Origin of the sequence: Faecalicatena sp. Marseille-Q4148, from assembly GCA_018228665.1 — a bacterium.
Taxonomy (GTDB): domain Bacteria; phylum Bacillota; class Clostridia; order Lachnospirales; family Lachnospiraceae; genus UBA9414.
Window position 1 is genome coordinate 2,120,762 of sequence record CP073692.1, and the last position, 19,520, is coordinate 2,140,281.

Genomic DNA, 19,520 nt, shown 5'->3' on the forward strand with positions numbered 1-19,520 from the left:
TATAGCGCCGGTTTAAACATTCCCAAGATATTGAACAATCTATCATTTAAATCCATTATAAATATCTTTTCTCAATGTTACTGCGCAAAACCGTCATGATATTCATCATGGTAATATGAATTATCTCCATAATCTTGATATGTATCATGATATTCATCATGATAATATGAATCATTATAAGAATCCCAATGACTATCGTTATATGCATCAATGTATTCATCTAAACTCTTTTTCTTCATATGTTCAATAATTTCTTTTACTCTTGAATTTTCTTTTGCCATATAACCACTTCCTCCATATATTAAATAATTTATAACAGTTCTTGTGCTACTTGCAAAAATCACGCCTTTTGAAAATGAGAGTCAGTCAAAACTACCGATTTTCCAATAATCTTAAACTTATAATAGCTTTATACAATCGGATTTATAATCTTAATTGTACCGCACCAAGATCCCAGCATAAATATAAAGCTAACTTTTTTCCTCTTCTAAAAATCCTTCAAAAACTTTTTTATATTGATTTCTTTCAGCTTCATATAATTTTACATATTCTTCTATTCTTTTACTTGACATAATGACATGCATGCACTGCTCTTTTTTTAAAGGAGTATTAACACCTTTTAATTTTTTATTTAAAAATTTATCTTTCTCTTTTATAAAATTAAAAAGCTTTCCTTTTTCTAAAATTTCTACAACAAGACCAATACTCTCCAATTCATTTTTAGTAATCGGATACTGATGGGAACTAACATGATTTAACATATAATCAATAACTCGCCTCGCTCTTTCTCCCTCTAAATATTTCAAACATAATTCTTTAAAATAGTTCCTTGAGGCAAAATAATTTGCAAGTACCTCCCAGTCAATATTTTTCATAAGATGTTCTACACTGTTTTTCTGCTCTAACAAGTTTCTTATAACGGTTATTGATATTCTCTTGTCATTCCATTCTAGCTGTGGTTCTGCGGGAGTCACTATTGCATTTCGCGTACATATTAATCTTCTCGCTCCCATTGCCACAAATGTGGCCGCAGAACTACATCTAGTACATACAATAATATCATATGACTTATAATGTAATCTTAATAGTTGAACCAATTTCGCGGCAGCTGCAAGATTCCCCCCTTTTGAGTTGAGCGCTAATATCATATGATCATATTCATGTAATTCTGAAAAAATATCTTCCATTTTATTCACAAATTCATATCCCAGAAAAGACTTTTCACCCATATTTAAATGATTATATGCAAAAACGATATGACTTTTTAATTCTCTTTCATACTCTTCGTACATGTTCATTTTTTATTCCCACAAAACTTATATTTGAATTAACATTATAGTATCCTGTTTTTTACATGTTCGTAAATTGCCTGCCGAATCATACAAAACTGGCTAATTTCTTCAAGACTTCCATACATATCATACGCTTCTGCCGGACATCCTCCATAACAGTTCGTATAAAAATTGCATTGACCACATTTTTTCTCAATTGCTTTCTTTCTCGTATCTGTTATGTCTTTAATTTTTCTATTAATATTTCCTATCTCTGTAGTCCGTATGTTCCCATAATAAAATTGTGGTATACCATATAAGCGATTACAGGCGTATAAATTCCCTCTTACGTCAAGTGAAACAAAATTTTCAAAACAATTTGGCGAACATTCGCAACTTTTCACTCTATAATCAGGTATTTTTAGCTTACATATTTCCTGAACAAACTCTTGAATCTGCCACGAGTCAACCCTTTTTTCTTCATCGCTCAGCCATATATCAAATAATTCACACCAAAACTGCACAAACTCTTTCGCAGACAATACATTTACCGTTTTGGAATCTTTCGCAAAAACTGGTCTTATATTACATTGAAGCTTCTCCTTTGCCAAAAAATCATATAGCTCTTTTGCTGTATTAATATGATTCCTATTAATTGACATGATCACTCCAAACTTTATGTTTTCATTTTGCAGTAAATGAATTTTCCTAAGCACTGTATTAAAAGAAGGCTTTCCATTTAAAAATATCCTTTCTTTATTTTGAAATTCATTAGCGCCATCTAGGCTAACGCCAACGCGGAAACAATATTTTTTAAATAATTGTATTGTTTCATCATCTATCAAAGTACCATTTGTTTGTATATGAAAACGAAACCTTTCAAGTTCTTTACAAAATTTGTCCAGAACCTTCGGGTGAACCAGCAGCGGTTCCCCACCATGAAAAATAATTGTCGGATGCGCAATATTTTTTGTCAATAAATTGATATCAGCAATCAATTGTTCCATATTTTCTCTAAAAGAAGCAGTAGCATTTTCTCTTAGCTGTTTTAAACTATTATTATGGTTTTGAGAATCATAACAATAACTGCATCGTAAATTACATTCATTTGACACTCTTAAAATTATTGTTTTCATAAAACCAGTCCCCTTTTAGTATATTACACTTTTTTCTAACTCCTGAATCTTTTAAAAAATCTCCTATAAAATATGGAAATGGAATAATTTCCATCCCCTTTGTTTTCAATTGTCTAATAGCGTCAATAAAATCTCCCGGCAAATATTCCATAAGTATATTCATCATATCTTTATATTTTTTATATGAATATCTTTCTACATAATCATTCATTAAATAGTCTAAAAAGATTATAAACAAACATTCCCTATCCAAATTGCCTTTCTGAATTAAAACTCCTTCATACTCAAAACCTTTTTCTTTTACATCATGCAACTCATAAGAAATTCTGCATATGTGATGTGAGTTATAAGGATCCACCACTGCATCATCAAAGTCTATAAATAACGGATAGCCATCTTTTTTTATCAATATGTTATTATGATGAAGATCAGAAAAATGAATTCCTTCTTTATTAATCAATTTCAAATTATCACTAAGAATAATAAGAATAGACATTAAATCGTCTAATGAAACTTCTCTATCTTTCAAAAATTCTCTCAAAGTCATAGACTCGTTAATATAATTCATAATCATCCCGTATTTTCCGGATGTCGTTTTTATTTTCTTTTTCGGTAAAACTCCTATTTCCCTTAGTGTATCGTTCTGAATCAAAATATCTAAAATTTCTCTTCTATGGGGTTCTTCTTTTTCGTATATTTTATATAATAATTTGTCTTGCAAATATAGTTTAGCTGTTCCGCCATCGTACCATAGATTCTTTTTGCTTAATGGTTCTTTCCCTTCTTCACATATTAAATACATTTATTTCCCTCTTGTATTTGTTAATTTCTTCATTATTAAGTTCTTGGAAATGATGACTCAATTCTCCTAATCTGCACCATAATCTATAATTACGATAATTATTAATCACATATTCATCAACATCTCTGTTTTCCACGTAACTTTGCAGGCAATTTTTTAAATATTGGTATCCACTTGTTCTATTAGAAATTTTAATACTTTTTATTGGAATATCAATACATTCTAACAAATTATGTAGCTCATGTGGATAGAAGCTTTGAAGCGCATATAAATAATTGATATTTTCTTTTTCTAAATTTCTGATTACAGTTTCATCACATTGCAAGGATCCACTTTTACATCCGCCACAATTATAAGAGCAACCATTATTAACTAAAAGCTTAATTTCAAATCCTTGTTCATATATTTTTTTTAACAACTGGGGCGAGCGCAAAAAATACTTTCCAACAACAACTGTATCAAACAATTTTGATATTTTACCTATTTTATCTATATTTAAATCATTATTATAACTATAAATAATTTCTTTGTCTGGAAACTGTTCGCGTACATAATCAGCTTGCTCCTGTAAACATGTGATTTGGTCAACTTCCATATAGCATTTAAGATATTTTAATGCCGATTGCACCTCTTCTAATCTCATTGTCGGTCTATTCAAAACACAATCCAACTTAAAACCTTTGTTTCTTATCAAATTAATAATATTATAAAATCGGCTAGTCAATTGCAAATCATGAAATTGTTCTGCTATTTTAGTTCTTGTATGGTACCTATCGCCTAGAGGCGGCGAAAAATAGAATGTACTAATATATGGAAAAAATTGTTCAATCAGTTTTTCATACTCAATAATCTCCATTTCTAAAGAGATTCCTATGCAAAATTTCTTTTCCATACCATTATCTCGCACTTCACATACCTCCTCCACTTTCGCTAAATTTATACTTGATAGTATTCTTGATGCAATAGTTTCACAAATCTAAATTCTTTTTACTTCTGTTTTTTATAAAACTGTAACGGTATTACTTCTCCAGAATCTACCTTCGTTCCTTCCGCAAATGATTTATTCCTTTTACAATTGCACCTGGAGCTAAATGACATCCTTCCTCTAAAATACAATCATGATCTACCATTGCCCCTATATTTATAATACAAGCTTTCTTTACTCTCGTTCCTGTATTAACAATTGCATAGGGCATAACCACACAGCCATCTGTAATCTCAGCAAGCGGGCTGACATAAGCAAGAGGATGAATGATTTTTGCAAGAAGAATCCCTGCTTTCAAAAGTCGATTTTCCCATTCTATCCGTACTTCATTATTTCCAAAGGCAGGATACATCTCTGTATCTGTATCTTTGAATCGGAGATAATCAGCACATTTTCCAATCACATCAGCTTTCTCAGCGTGATCATCCAGAAAATATATCTGGTCATATCTTCTCGTCTGCCTTGCAATATCTGCCACTACTTGTCCATGCCCACCAGCACCTAAAATAATTAATCGCATTCTTTTCTCCATAATTCTAATTCTTTACGTACATAAGGCAAAGAAAGTAATTTTTCTTTCACCTGCTCTACATTCCATAAATCTGTATTGCTAGAATTAAATTCTGTCAATTTATTCCGCTCTACATCCCCAGCTTTGAAGTACTTATCATAATTCAAATCTCTCTTATCACAAGGTACGCGATAGAAGTTCCCCATGTCAATGGCATTGGCACATTCTTCATTCGTGAGAAGTGTTTCATACATTTTCTCTCCATGGCGAATACCAATTACTTTAATCTCATTCTCTGAATGAAATAACTCTTTCACTGCTTGCGCCAATACTTCAATGGTACAAGCTGGAGCTTTCTGTACCATAATATCTCCAGATTCTGCATTCTGAAACGCAAATACGACAAGTTCTACCGCTTCTTCCAAACTCATGACAAATCGAGTCATAGATGGTTCGGTAATTGTAATCGGATTGCCTGCTTTTATCTGTTCAATCCATAGCGGAATCACAGAGCCTCTGGAACACAATACGTTACCATATCTCGTACAGCAGATGCTTGTCCGCTCTGGTGAAACTGTTCTTGATTTTGCTACAATGACTTTTTCCATCATTGCCTTACTTGTACCCATGGCATTAACTGGATAAGCTGCCTTATCTGTAGATAAGCAGATAATCTTCTTCACTCCTGCTTCAACTGCTGCTGTTAAAACATTTTCTGTTCCAAGAATGTTCGTCTTCACCGCTTCAATCGGGAAAAATTCACAAGATGGAACCTGTTTCAGCGCTGCTGCATGGAAAATATAGTCCACTCCATGCATCGCATTCTTCACAGACTGAATATCACGCACATCACCTATGTAGAATTTAATTTTATTACTTACTTCAGGATATTTCGCCTGATACTCATGGCGCATATCATCCTGTTTCTTCTCGTCTCTAGAGAAAACACGAATTTCCTTAATATCTGTATCAAGAAACCGATTTAAAACTGCATTACCGAAGGAACCTGTACCACCAGTGATTAAAAGTGTTTTGTCTTTAAATATACTCATTTTACTTTTCTTCCTTTATTTTTTACAATAAATTTTCAACCCCTATTAGCTTGTCCTAAACTAACTAATCCTACAATATTTAGAATTAACACTATTATATACTTCTTGAATTTCCTTTCAAAAGCATCAATACATCAAAAATATTTCATAAGATATACTACCAATCGTTTCAAATATACAATATCTACACTTAATTGATCTCCCTTACTTTCATTCTAATTTTTTCTACTGGTTTATTTAACTCTCTCCACAGCTTTCCTATAACTACAGATGATGCATAAGAAACAATAAGCAACACAAAAAATATCACTATAGGTATCCTCGTGAAATAAATCTCATTTTGAAAGAATTGATAACAAAAAAATGTATGTATCAGCCACATCGACATACTCTGACTACCTAATTTTACTAATATCTTATTTATTAAATTGCTTTCTTTCATTAGTGTAATCGGTAATATTAAGATTACAAACACTGCTGCCATAATCCAATCATATCCATCACCGAAATTATATCTAATCCACATTAACACAAACACTCCCATTACTGTGCTTAGACAAAATAACTTGCACCTTCTTAACATGTTTTTTATTTTTGAAAGGAAATTATATTTTGCAAAAAAGGATCCACATAAAAAAGCTGGCAGAAAATTCAATCCAGAAATTATTACTAAAATAATAGTAGAACTTACCGAACTCTCCAATATTAACCCTACCTTTTCCCAACACCCTCCCAAAACAAACAGCATCACAAATTCTATCCAAAAACCTTTTCTAATAAAAAAAATTTTAAAACCAACTGCATAAAAACAAAGAACAAGGACATAAGGAAAAAAGAACCACCACTCATTGTTATACATATGTGATATACCTATAAATCCTTTTATAAATACTCCAATATCAACGACATAATATTTTAATATGTAAAGTAAAGGAATAAAAATCAAAAAAACTTTCCAATAATTCAAATACAATTTTTTTATTTTATCTACGAGGCAGCGACTCGTTTCACTTATATTTGTACAATGGTAAAACGTATAATAATTACCATAACCTCCTAAGAATACATAAATCATCACACACAATTTTGAAAAGGATGCCAAAAAATAGGACAAATCCCCCCCTATGAATGAAATATCTATCATTTTATATGGGATACGATCTGGAAAACCAAATAAGTGATGAAATAACATCATACATATAGCAATTCCCTTTAATCTTAGCGTATCTTTTTTGGAAAAAGTTATCTCCTTCCCCATAACTTAACATTACCCTCTCTTTCTTTTCCAAATTTTTCCAAGTAACCATATCACTAATTTAGGGCTCTTATCAATTGCCAAGACAATTAGCTTATCTTTCTTTGTTAAATGTACTTCTTTTACAAATGGAAGACTTTTTCTAAGATAATATAAAGAGTCCATATAATCATTCATATTTTCTTTTACATTTTTCCATGGAATTACAATAAAAAGAGTTCTCGCTTGAAAGAGTGTTAATCTAGCAAAATATTTTTCTAACTTAGGAACATTAACGTGTGCCAATTCTTTTAATTCATACGCATTTTTAACCGAATCAACTAATGATTGTCCATAACCAGAATTTGTAATACTCCCTGTCCTTTGATAATAATTGTATCCAGAATAATCTATTTCCGCTATTTTCAAATCAAGAAAAAATATCTTGGATAAAAAAAAGAAATCTTCGTTAAGTCTTCCTTTTTCAAATCTTCTTTCATTAAATAATTCAGCTTTAAACAATTTGTCACAAACAGATTCTGACTTTCTTTTTTCACACATTCCTTGAATATATTCTTCGGAAGTGCAAATAGAAACTTTTCTCGTTCCTGAAGACTGATTCACTAATATTTTATAGTTAGAAGAAACGATATAACTTTTCATATGAACAATCGAAGCGGAATAATCAATTGCAACCATGACTAACGTCTCAATAGCATCTAACTCCAAATAGTCATCACTATCTACAAATGCAACATATGTTCCCGTCAAACAGTTTAAACCAGCATTTCTAGCATCAGAGAGACCACCATTTTTTTTATGAATAACTTTTATCCTAGAATCTTTCGCTGCATATTCATCACAAATATCAGGCGATTTATCTGTACTCCCATCATCTGACAATATAATTTCTAAATTAGTATATGTTTGACGTAATAAACTTTCAATACATTTAGGTAAATATTGCTCAACATTATATACTGGAACAATAATACTAATCAAAGGTTTTTCACCACACACTAAGTAAACACCTCCTGTATCGCATCCCAATTATCTTTATACGCAGTGTTATTTATTTTACATTGAAAATTATTTTTATAATTACTGTTTAAAATAAATGGACTTATTGCTTCTGCAATTCTTTCTGCCGAAAATGCATCTACTATTATTCCTGTCTCCTTATTAATCAATTGCTCAGATGCTCCCGAAAAATTAGTACACACTATCACTTTTTTAAGCACCTTTGCTTCTTCAATCGTAATAGCATATCCCTCATGTCTAGAGGGTTGTACATAAATATCTGACATTTTTATGTATGGATAAGGATTTTCTTTTCTTCCAAGAATAATAAAACAATCACTAACATCATTCTCATCTATCAATGATTTCATCAACGTTTCATCTTTCCCATATCCAATAGCGTACCAAGTAAATTTAAGTCCTTGTTTTTTTAATATTGACGTCGCCTTAATAGCAAGGTCAAATCCTTTTTGTTCAACAAATCGTCCTACTGTCACAATTCTAAAATTTTTATCTGTTTCAAATCCTCTATCCAATGATGAAAAATCCTCTGCTTTCAACAGAATCTCCTTTTCATCTACAATATTAGGAAGCGTAAATGCCCTATTACTGCAATTAGAACATATATTGCGAAATTCAGATGTAATTTGTTCTGAAACACCAAAAAATGCATTATAATTTTGTAACCAAGCATCATATTGAGCAATCGGGAAACCCGTTGTTATAAAGTCGTTGTGGATCCATGCATATTTTCTTTTTGCCTGCACTTTTTCCGCAACATATTTCAAGACAAGAGGAGAATGCATATGATAACAAACCGCATAATCATATTTTTCTCCTAGTATATTAATTTTGTCTAAAGAAATGTTTACAGGAACGGATATTCCTTTTACTATTCGACTCGTTATTATTTTAGCCGCTTCTATCATCTCGCCTTTTTTCATTCTCTCTGCAATTACATTTTTTAAATTACCACAATAATACTTTTTATCTAACTGTAAATTAATAAATTCGACATAATTGGGGAGCTTTTTTTCCATTTCCTTGTCTTGTGTATAAAAAAGCAGTACCGCCAAATCATATTCTTGCGGATTGAATCGATTCAATATAGTAATTAATTCTTTTTCCACTCCTCCACATACCATTGTTTGTAAGCAAAACAATATTTTTTTCAAATTACTACACACCACCTTTTCTGTTTTTATATTAAATAAATTCCAGAAGTTTATTTATTTCTTTACTATTTGATAAATCTATCCTCGATAAATTTTCTTCTATTTTTCGTTTTAACAATGGTTCTTTAATCAGTTTTTCAATGCCATTTGCTAAATCATCTGCACATGGTTTAACTACAATTGCAGTCTTATTATTTTCTAATATTTCTGCTGCAGCGATTTCCGTTAAAACAATTGGTTTTCCTAAAATTGAAGCCTCACAAACAGTTAAACAGTACCCCTCTGTATAAGATGGCTGTACATATATATCACACATCTTCATATATGGATATGGATTTGTTTTTGCTCCCAAAAATTTTACTGATTCAGAAACATTCCATTCCTCGCTTAGCTTTCTTATTCTTTCTAAGTCACTTCCATTACCGACAATATACCAGCGTACTTCTATACCTTTACCTTTTAATTTGGCAACGATTTCTGGTATCATTTCTTGTCCTTTTTCTTGACTTACACGTCCAACAGTAACAATCTTAACATATGTATCATTGACTGCTTCTTCTATTTTTTCCCTAGATAATTTTCTTATTTTTTCTACATTCAGCAAGTTTTTGTATGAGTCTACTTTTTCATCTAATCCTGTAAAATCCTCCAAGAACCTATTACAAACAGATGGCGATACACAATAAATCTTATCAAATTTATTATATACAGCATTGATATCTTGTTTGTTTATTCCTTCAAATGGATGCTCTCCATGAATCCAAGCAATTTTTTTCTTTGCTTCTACTCCATATAAAGTCATCAATAGCTGAGATATACTCATCCCGTGATAAGCTATTGCACAATCATATTCATCATCTTCATAGATTCCATAGTTTTTTGCTGTCAAATTATTTACTTTTACCCAGCGATTACTCAATCTTGTCCAGCAAAAGTACTGAAGAATATATCTTATCAAAACAAAATACTTATGATTCTGTATTAATTTTTTAATCGTCTTTTTAAAACTTGGTGTTTGAACAATTTTCACGGAAACCTCATCTGATAATTCCTTTATCAACTCACCCTCTGTATTCTTCATCAATATTACAACTTCACAATATTCTTTCAATTGATTAGCAAAATCTACACAAGCTTTTGGAATTCCTCCTATTGACATTTCATCCAATATAATTGCTATTTTCTTCATCGACTAACTTCTTTCTATAATATATATCCAAATCCTTTTTTCACAATCTTTGCTTTACTTTCTTCATCATTCATTAACTCATCTGGAAGTAAGTCTATCACCGGATATTCTTTCATTAAATCTTTCGTCTTATTTACATATTCATCATATGTGCAAAGAATTTGACACGGATTTCCTACAACAACAGAATTGTCTGGGATATCTTTGGCAACAACAGCACCGGCACCAATAACTACCTTATTTCCAATCGTTGTGTTTGGTAAAATAATACTTCCCCAACCAACAAATACATCATTACCAATATGTACCTTTCCAGCCTTTGAATATCCCACGGTCTTATATAAACTCGCATCATGAGTTAATATTTTGACCCCTGTTATAGTTACATTATTACCAATTTTTAATAAATATGGTTCCCCCATATCTATGCTCGAAGCAATAATATGCACATTATGTCCTACACTTCCACCTCCATTACGAATTTTCTCGATTATTCTTTCTGCAATCTGCTCATCTGTAGGTGTGGGTCCTTTTATAATCCTTATAATTTTATGTCCAAACTTCTTGATAAAATTCATCTTTTCAATCTCCTTTTTAAATCATCATACCGATTCCCTAAAATCTTTTTACCTAACCTATTCGGTAAATAATATAAATACTGTATGCGCGGATGCATTCTTAAGAATTTTCTCAACGATGATTCAGCTTCGCACCAAGATCTTTGAAAATGATGAATCGCATAGGTGTTAGATGTCTTATGAATTTTTTCTGTATAATAATTCTTTGGCGAAAAATACTCACACGGAAAAATTTCAATCCCTTCTACATTTTGTCGCATTCCATTTGGATTCAATCCATTTTTTAAAAGAATTTCCGAAAAATAATGAACATTCGTTGTTATATTAACCTGATTTTCATTTAAAATAAAATTCATTTCATCATATTGGTTTAACCATTGTTTAAAAAGTGGGTGGTCAGGTTCTGATGCCATTACTGCTGTCATTACATATTTTTCTTCCTCAAATCCTGCAACAGCCTTATATCCTAGTAAATCATCAAATGCTTTCAAAATTTCAACATCTGTATCAAAATATATTCCACCAACTTTTACAAGCACTAACAAACGCACATAATCTGAGACAAACGCCCATTTTTTGCTCTCATACGCTTCTCGTGCAAATCGATTTCTAGAAAAATCTATATTACTCTCATTCCACTCTATTATTTCATAATCAGGCATATGTTTTTTCCATGAAGCAATACATTTATTTACAGATTCTGGCTTTTCAGCATTTCCAAACCAGCAGTAATGAATCTTCTTAGGGATACTCATCTATTTTTCTCCTTCCCTCTCAACTATTCTTCCCCATATCTATTTTTGTAGTTCTAGATATCGTATTCTTCTTATGTAAAATATATCTCATTGTATCCATTATTTTTTGCAATACAATCGATCCATATAGTACAAAAACCGACATTCCCAAATTATCAGCCATATGCCGCACAGTTATAGTTCCCTTTTCATAGAGATAATAAATATAGACTTGAATTGACGTATTATATGCATTCATAACACCAAAATCATAATCCTGCCGAATTGCCATTGCCCATTGCTTCGGGTTTTCAGCATAAAGTAAATTCCCACCATGTGACAATCCATCTTCCAAGTATTCACAAAAATATATTCCCTCATTAAAATATCGAATCAAATATCCATCTTTCGCAATTTTATTCCACACAAGTCTCTCTGTTACAAATTTTTCTCCTTCTATTTCTGGAAACGGATATTTCTTAAGTACATTTGTATAGTATATTTCAGCTTTATCTCCATATATGTTATAGTTTCTACATTCTATTGCAGTACAATCTACATAGCTGCCATCAAAAGTTTTCCCAACTACTTCTCCATCTGGATGCACACATAAACCTTGTATTCCTGCATATTTATACTTAGAATCTTCTGAAATACTTTCATCAATCTTTACAACACATTCCAAAGCATCCTTACGCAACCAGTCATCTGAATCCATTAACAAAATCATTTCACCATTTACCAACTCCATCCCACGATTAATTGCTCGATGCTTACCACCATTTTCTGTTTTTTTATAAATAATCGGGAAAAAAACACTTTTTTCTTGAAAAGATTCTACTAAATCTTTTGTATTATCTGTAGATCCATCATCCACAATAACCCACTCAAAATTTTGATATGTCTGTTTTACAAGTGATTCAAACAATCTTGTCAAACAATATCCCCTATTATACGTAGGTGTAAATACTGTAATTTTCATTTTACTAACATTCTCCTTACTGACTGTTTCAATCGAATAATAAAATCTTCTTTCTTTTTCTTTCCAATCACTCGTCGCATCTTTTTATAAATTTCCGCACGTGACAATTCATTTTTCTTTCCTTGTATAAAAACTCCTAATTCACTGTGTTGAAGGGATTCCCATTGCCACATATCTTCTGGCATTGCCTTTAACCAATTATACAACATATCTGCTTTTTCACTAATTAAACATGAATTATTAATGCAAACTTCCAAAGCATATTTCCACTGATTCGACACAAAATATTGCTGAAATCTATCGGCCGAACGAGGATCTAATTGAAGTATGTTCAGCAGTTCTCTCACCGCAGCATTTATTGCTAGTATATAGAGTTCCCACTCTCGATATAGCTTTTTTACGCCGCTATCCTCAATTGTGCAATCATAATGATAGAATAACTCTGAAGATGTAACTATTTTTTTTGTATATGGAAGTATTTGAGAATTAAAGATAAAATCTTCACCAAATTTAATTTCCTTACTAAATCTAATATTATTATCCATAATAATTGATCTCGGGTATATTTTGTTGCAAACCGAACATACAATGGCTTCTATATTTTTTACTGATTGAAATCTAGATAGTAAATCAGTCGGTGTATAGCACGAATCATCAATGCAAAGTTTTTGGGTCATTGTAGGATACTTAGCTAAAAATGAATACACCCCGTATGAAGCTTCTTGATTTTTCATTAATTCCAACATGCTGTATACCGTATTAGACTCAATCCAATCATCAGAATCCACAAACATCAACCACTCACCTGTTGAATTTTCCATACCTTTATTTCTTGCAGTTGAAACTCCTGAATTCTTCTGATTAATTATTTTTACTCGCTTATCATTTTGAGAAACTTTTTCACATATAAAAAGACTATCATCACTAGATCCATCATTTACTAACACGATTTCTATATTAGAATATGTTTGATGAATTATACTATTCAAGCATCTCTTTATAGTTTTCGATGCATTATATACTGGAACAATAATACTAACCTTATCCATTTAATATTCTCCCTCATATAAAGTATCTTGCATACGTACATGTCCCCATTCATTAGGATTCCAATAAAAATCATAATTTTCCAGAATCCTGATTGTAAAAGCCGCCAAAATTACATCTATCTCTGAACTTGAACCAAATTCGCTCTTTTCAAGCAATACCAAACCAACATCATAAATATTGCTTACTAGTTGACTTATCGGCACATCGAACATATAACTACTCTCTCCTTCTGGAATACAATCAAAATCCACGCAAAAACTAGATGCTACTGAATAGCCTCTTTTACTCCAAAATGTAAATCTAACACTTGCTGATTGAATTTCCTTTTTTGCACTAATAGTTAACTTTAACTTCATATTATCGCCATAGCGATATTCATTTCCAGTTTCTCCCAAAAGATTAACTTTCATAAAACTTGCAATTCTATCGTTTTGTACTTCACAATAACGCTCTGTATCAATCAGACTCTTCTCTGAAAACTTTTCCAAATCCCCTACATGAGAATAAATTGCAATTGCTTCTTCAACCTCTCCATCAAATATAACTTTTCCATGATCTAAAACTACACATCGATCACATAATTGACGAATTGTATTCATATTATGACTAACATACAAGATTGTTCTTCCATCCTTCTTAGAAACATCACTCATTTTATCCAAACATTTTGTCTGAAAAGCCATATCTCCAACAGCCAATACTTCATCCATAATCAAAATTTCTGAATCAAGGTGTGCAGCGACAGAAAACGCCAGTTTTACATACATTCCTGAAGAATATCTTTTTACAGGAGTATCAATAAATTTTCTACACTCTGAAAATTCAATGATATCCTCCATCTTCTTATCTATTTCCGCTTTTGTCATGCCTAAAATGGCGCCATTCATATAAACATTTTCACGCCCTGTCAATTCCGGATGAAACCCTGTTCCTACTTCCAACATAGATGCAATTCTACCATTCATGCAAATTTCACCTGAACTCGGAGCTGTTACACGAGATATTAACTTTAGTAGCGTAGATTTTCCCGCACCATTATGACCAATTATTCCAACTCTTTCTCCCTTTTTAACTTCAAAAGAAACACCATTTAACGCCATAAATGTATCACCTTTATTATATTCTTTTGAACCAATTTTTTTAGTGGGATCATCCTTTTTCAATAATTTTGCCCCAAAACGTTGCAACTCATCACGGAATGTTGTTCCACCTATCTGCCCCAATTTATATATCTTTGAGACATTATTAATCTTCAACATCAATTCTTCCATATTTAATATCTATAATTTATTATCTTTTGTATAAATAACAAATTATTCTCCTTCCTACTAATTCTCTTAGATGCATTTTAAATTGTATCCATAAATGTACGCTCAATTCTACTAAATAAAATTAAACCAATAAAGAATAGTACTAAACTAATAATCCAACTCATAACATAATATACAAGATTAAAATATCCAAATCCAAACATTGCATAGCGGAATGTTGTAACTATTGGAGTTACCGGGTTTAACATGTACAAAAACATTACTTTTTCTGGAATCAGACCAAGACCGTATGCTATTGGCGAACCATACTGCCACAACTGAAGTCCAAATCCAACTAGCATCGCCAAATCTCGATACTTTGTAGTAACAGAGGAAATAATAATTCCAACGCCTACAGAAAGTATTAACATTTGAACAACTGTCAACGGAACTAACGCTATCATTGGTGTAATCTGAATACTTGTACCGCCTTTAATAATATAAAAACACCAAAAAATTAAAAACATTACAAATTGAATTCCAAATGAAATTAGATTTGAAATTGATGTTGCAATTGGTGACACTAACCTCGGATAATACACCTTTCCCATAGTCGCCTGATTACTCAAAAAAGTATTTGATGTTGCCGTCAAAGTTGTTGAAAAATAACTCCAACAAATATTACCTGCCATATAAAATAAAAATCCCGGAATAATAAAATCTCCTTCGATATCTGCCGTAGTAAGTCCTGCCAAATTACCAAAAACAATCGTAAAAACTACTGTGGTGAGCAATGGTTGAATGATAGCCCATAACGGTCCTAAAATAGTCTGTTTATATAATGCCGTAAAATCTCTTTTCACAAATAGCATAATCAAATCTCTATATTGGAATGTTTCCTTTATATGCAAATCTAAAAGCTTATGCTTAGAATTAATTGTATATTTATATGTTTGATTCATGTGTGTTTTCCCCCAAATCCTTCACTATTTCATAGTATAAATTCATATATTTCTGATAATTTTTATTCTTATCAAAATTTTTTACCGCATAATCTCTGCAGTTTTTCCGTAAAATATTACCTTGTTTCACTTTGTCCAATGATCTGATTACTTGATCTACATCATCCACTTTTACTCTATATCCAGTCTCTCCTTCTTCGACCAATTCTCCGCTACCACCAGAATCATATGTAACTACCGGAGTTCCACAACTAAGTGCCTCCATATTTACTGTCGGTAAATTATCTATATGAGTAAGATTTAAAAACACATCAGCTTGAGCATAATAATTTGCTAAAGTTTTCCTATCTTTAATATAGCCAACCGTCTTTACTCTACTGTCCTCAATATATTTTTGTTGATTCTCTAATGTACATCCAATTATCAATAATTTTCCTGAATTTCCTATAAATTCTAGTACTTTATTGCGTACTTCCGCATTTTCCACCTCAAACCACTTGTTTGCCATCGTAACAATCGTAAAGAAATCTTTATTTATTTCTTTATGTTCTGCAGGGCAGAAAATCTCTGTATCCACTCCATTATAAATTGTCTTAAATTGAGCTTTTCTTAATATTGGCGATTGTCGTGCCAAATCTGTTATCCAATAGCTACATCCAACAACATATAGTTGATCATAATCAAAAAGATCACATCGATCTCGGAATACCCGCTGCGAAGAATCTTTATACCTACTTGGAATGTCCATATATCTCTTTGGACATTGCTTACACACTTGTTTCCATTTTTCACATCCGATATCCGCAAAGTGATAACATTTTCCTGTAAAATACCAGCAATCATGTAAAGTCAATAAGATTGTAATTTCATTTTTCTTTGCAAAATCAACCAATAATGAAAGGTTCAAAAAATTACTATGTATATTATGCAAATGTATAATATCTGGATTTGCCTTATCTAATTTTTCTATAAGAATTCTTGTCGAAACCTTAGAAGAATAACTTTGTTTGCCATCGATCCGAGTTCGAAAAGCATGCATTTTCCAATCTATGATATTACCTACTTTAATTCCATTTTCTATATTATCATTTCCATCTTTATATACAACAATTGATTCTTCCTTATTCTTTTGTAACAATAAATCAAGATCACGTACGATTATTCCCGTACTTTTCTCACCATATATTGCATTTATTTGTACAACCTTCATTTCTTATACTCCTTGCCAAAAAAAACTATATGGTATAACATATGCCGAACCAATTGTTATTCCCAAATACATGTACAATAATCCCGCATATATTGTTAATTTTAACAACAGATAGCTTTTTCTATCAACTCTTGACGATGTTAGCATTCTAGGGATATAAATCGTCAAGAAAATCGAATAGTACCATACAATACGGAAAAAAACACTATTTACAGATACAAAAATCTGCAAAATTGTAGACATTCCCATGATTGATAACATTGCAGTTAATAATTCATTTTCTTTTTCATTTTTGTATGTAAAAAATAATCCCCAAGCAAATAATAAAAAATATACCACTAATGTAGTAATCCCTCCAGAACTCCCCGAATACGTTTCAAGTTCAAACCCTATCGCTTCAAATACTGATGTAGCTCTACTAGTCAAATTCCCTCGAAAAGCAAAAATGATTGGTAACAGTACAAAACAAATCTTTGCAATAAAGCGACTTTTCTTAAAGAAAGGTATAAAAAGCATAGGTAATATCATGAGACATGAACGATGCAACGTAATTCCTATTATTCCATATATTAACAGCTTCCATATTTTTTTTTCTTTCTTCAATAGTTCTAACACAAACATTACAGCAAATCCCAATGCCATCGTCTGTCTAATACCCGTCATTGAAAATTGAAAAAACATAAATGCCATCAATACTAAATAACTCATTCCATAATCATCAGAATATTTATATATCAAAATTGTGATTGGAATATAAAATACACATGCTGCAATTAAAGTTACTGCAACAAAATTGTGAAATATATTATCCACTAACCACTCGAAAATATAAAAACCAAAATCACGCTTTTCAAGTGAAATGATTTCAGCCAAAGAACTTCCAGATAATCTATAAAATGCCAAATAATAACCTGTTGTATCTGAACCAACTGTATTATGACGAAGACCTGTGATACAAATAAATAAACTACATATAACTATGCAATAAAATCTATTACTTATGTTTCCATTCTTTCTAAACACATTTAACACTAAAATCGTTACTAGTAAAAGTAAGTAAATTAACATTCTTCAATCACCTTATTAAAATCATCAAACAACATTTTTTGAACATCCTTTTTTTGATGATTATTCTTTCCACAAATATATGCTTTGTTTGCATATTCGCATATTATTTCATTGTTACAAACTATCTTTTTTATGTTTAAATATATTTCCTCTTCAGAACTTGCTATTATCGCAGCATCCGCCTTTTTCAAATACTGAAAAGCAGCATGACCTTCCCAACAGATTGCCATTACAGCACATCCGCTCGACAGGCAATCCATAACTTTTGTGGAAAAAGAATCTTGCGTTAGTAACCTATTTTTTTTATCAAAGCTTTCTATATGTAAAACGATATCAGATTTTTCATATATTTTGGGAAGAAGCTCTGGCGAAACTCTTCCATGAATAATAGAATGGATACCATCATTTAAATATTTGTTTTGAATACTTGTTACATCATCAGCAGTATATATGTTTAACTGAATCTGTGTCTTATCGTATTCTGCATTCACTTTACCTATTGCATCTGCTAATAGTTTTAACGTTTTCCATCTGTTGCAATATAATTTCCCAGCATATACAACTTGAATCGGATTATGAACATATTTATGGATTTTCTCCACATCAAATACACCACATTTCACCAAAAACTTTGTATTAACACCAAATTCTTTTTGGAATTCTTCCATCTGCCTTTCTGATTGACTATAAAATAATTTATACTGTGGAATCATTTTCTTCAACCATTTTCGAGTCCAAAATCTTCTTATCCAAAAAAACGGAGAAAATGACATTTGATGTAAAGAATATTCATCATCACCTGTGTAGGCTACAATAGGTGCGTTCGTAAATTGCGTAACTGTGTTTTCTAACCTACACATTTTAACCGAACCTCGGCGTTGAGAAAAGATAATGTCTGGATTAAATTCCTGAATAAATTTTTTCATATTTTCTAAATCATACTTTCCATATCTCCAAACAAAATCTCGTAAGAGTCTTGCTGGCTCTCCTGCAAATCTCTTCTTGATTTTTTTATTATCACTTATATCGCATCTTTTAGTTTCTTTTTCTAAAGTCTTTCCTTTTACCAACTGATAATATTTTCCGGCTCTTTCTTTTGTAAGCAAACTTTTTATCATATCATTTTCACCAATCAGAAAATAATGGTTGCTACATTGATTATTCGGCATTTGAGAAGATCCGGAAATTGTCCATATTTCAACATCTGAAAATCCTTTGAACCAATTGGTCATATTATTATTAGGTGCTGTTACATCATTCCAGCTTTCACTTAACAACAACAGTATTTTCATATACTTGCCTCCAAAATTT

The 19,520-nt window shown here is 31.4% G+C and carries 19 protein-coding genes and 1 pseudogene; all 20 read right to left on the reverse strand.

The features are described from left to right. Positions 1–77 precede the first annotated feature (77 nt). Positions 78–281: a hypothetical protein gene (locus tag KFE17_10160; protein QUO31240.1), complete on the reverse strand. Its 204-nt coding sequence runs from the start codon at positions 279–281 to the stop codon at positions 78–80. Positions 282–470: 189 nt separating this feature from the next. Further along, complete coding sequence (locus KFE17_10165) at positions 471–1,292, reverse strand: hypothetical protein (protein QUO31241.1); 822 nt, start codon at positions 1,290–1,292, stop codon at positions 471–473. A gap of 41 nt (positions 1,293–1,333) precedes the next feature. Next, entirely contained in the window at positions 1,334–2,407 is a 1,074-nt protein-coding gene (locus KFE17_10170; protein ID QUO31242.1) for a radical SAM protein, read from the reverse strand. Further along, the gene (locus KFE17_10175) at positions 2,376–3,209 is read right to left on the reverse strand and encodes a hypothetical protein (GenBank protein ID QUO31243.1); all 834 of its coding nucleotides are present in this window, start codon (positions 3,207–3,209) and stop codon (positions 2,376–2,378) included. The genes KFE17_10170 and KFE17_10175 overlap by 32 nt, the downstream gene beginning before the upstream one ends. Beyond that, a complete protein-coding gene (locus KFE17_10180) occupies positions 3,193–4,116 on the reverse strand; it encodes a hypothetical protein (protein ID QUO31244.1) in 924 nt (307 codons plus the stop codon). The genes KFE17_10175 and KFE17_10180 overlap by 17 nt, the downstream gene beginning before the upstream one ends. Before the next feature lie 80 nt (positions 4,117–4,196). Continuing rightward, positions 4,197–4,714, reverse strand: a pseudogene (locus KFE17_10185) (hypothetical protein). Further along, a complete protein-coding gene (locus KFE17_10190; GenBank protein ID QUO31245.1) occupies positions 4,705–5,757 on the reverse strand; it encodes a polysaccharide biosynthesis protein in 1,053 nt (350 codons plus the stop codon). The pseudogene KFE17_10185 and the gene KFE17_10190 overlap by 10 nt, the downstream one beginning before the upstream one ends. Positions 5,758–5,947: 190 nt before the next feature. Next, positions 5,948–7,015: an acyltransferase family protein gene (locus KFE17_10195; GenBank protein ID QUO31246.1), complete on the reverse strand. Its 1,068-nt coding sequence runs from the start codon at positions 7,013–7,015 to the stop codon at positions 5,948–5,950. Positions 7,016–7,024: 9 nt separating this feature from the next. Then, a complete protein-coding gene (locus KFE17_10200) occupies positions 7,025–8,011 on the reverse strand; it encodes a glycosyltransferase (GenBank protein QUO31247.1) in 987 nt (328 codons plus the stop codon). Next, positions 8,011–9,186 carry a glycosyltransferase gene (locus KFE17_10205; protein QUO31248.1) on the reverse strand — a complete coding sequence of 392 codons (1,176 nt, stop codon included), beginning with the start codon at positions 9,184–9,186 and terminating at the stop codon, positions 8,011–8,013. Before KFE17_10205 ends, KFE17_10200 begins: the two co-directional genes overlap by 1 nt. A 31-nt stretch (positions 9,187–9,217) precedes the next feature. Next, positions 9,218–10,375 carry a glycosyltransferase gene (locus tag KFE17_10210; protein ID QUO31249.1) on the reverse strand — a complete coding sequence of 386 codons (1,158 nt, stop codon included), beginning with the start codon at positions 10,373–10,375 and terminating at the stop codon, positions 9,218–9,220. Between the two features lie 14 nt (positions 10,376–10,389). Beyond that, a complete protein-coding gene (locus KFE17_10215; GenBank protein ID QUO31250.1) occupies positions 10,390–10,953 on the reverse strand; it encodes an acyltransferase in 564 nt (187 codons plus the stop codon). Further along, on the reverse strand, positions 10,950–11,708 hold the full coding sequence (locus KFE17_10220) for a glycosyl transferase (GenBank protein QUO31251.1): 759 nt from the start codon (positions 11,706–11,708) through the stop codon (positions 10,950–10,952). Before KFE17_10220 ends, KFE17_10215 begins: the two co-directional genes overlap by 4 nt. Positions 11,709–11,727: 19 nt before the next feature. Continuing rightward, the gene (locus KFE17_10225) at positions 11,728–12,669 is read right to left on the reverse strand and encodes a glycosyltransferase family 2 protein (protein ID QUO31252.1); all 942 of its coding nucleotides are present in this window, start codon (positions 12,667–12,669) and stop codon (positions 11,728–11,730) included. Beyond that, positions 12,666–13,718 (reverse strand): glycosyltransferase family 2 protein, encoded by a 1,053-nt coding sequence (locus tag KFE17_10230; protein ID QUO31253.1) that lies wholly within the window; start codon positions 13,716–13,718, stop codon positions 12,666–12,668. The genes KFE17_10225 and KFE17_10230 overlap by 4 nt, the downstream gene beginning before the upstream one ends. Further along, positions 13,719–14,990 carry an ABC transporter ATP-binding protein gene (locus tag KFE17_10235; GenBank protein QUO31254.1) on the reverse strand — a complete coding sequence of 424 codons (1,272 nt, stop codon included), beginning with the start codon at positions 14,988–14,990 and terminating at the stop codon, positions 13,719–13,721. It lies immediately after the preceding gene. Positions 14,991–15,067: 77 nt separating this feature from the next. Beyond that, on the reverse strand, positions 15,068–15,931 hold the full coding sequence (locus tag KFE17_10240) for an ABC transporter permease (GenBank protein QUO31255.1): 864 nt from the start codon (positions 15,929–15,931) through the stop codon (positions 15,068–15,070). Then, positions 15,915–17,141 carry a glycosyltransferase gene (locus KFE17_10245; GenBank protein QUO31256.1) on the reverse strand — a complete coding sequence of 409 codons (1,227 nt, stop codon included), beginning with the start codon at positions 17,139–17,141 and terminating at the stop codon, positions 15,915–15,917. Before KFE17_10245 ends, KFE17_10240 begins: the two co-directional genes overlap by 17 nt. Before the next feature lie 3 nt (positions 17,142–17,144). Next, positions 17,145–18,209, reverse strand: coding sequence for an EpsG family protein (locus tag KFE17_10250; protein ID QUO31257.1), 1,065 nt, complete (start codon positions 18,207–18,209; stop codon positions 17,145–17,147). After that, on the reverse strand, positions 18,203–19,501 hold the full coding sequence (locus tag KFE17_10255) for a glycosyltransferase (GenBank protein ID QUO31258.1): 1,299 nt from the start codon (positions 19,499–19,501) through the stop codon (positions 18,203–18,205). The genes KFE17_10250 and KFE17_10255 overlap by 7 nt, the downstream gene beginning before the upstream one ends. Between the last annotated feature and the right edge of the window lie 19 nt (positions 19,502–19,520).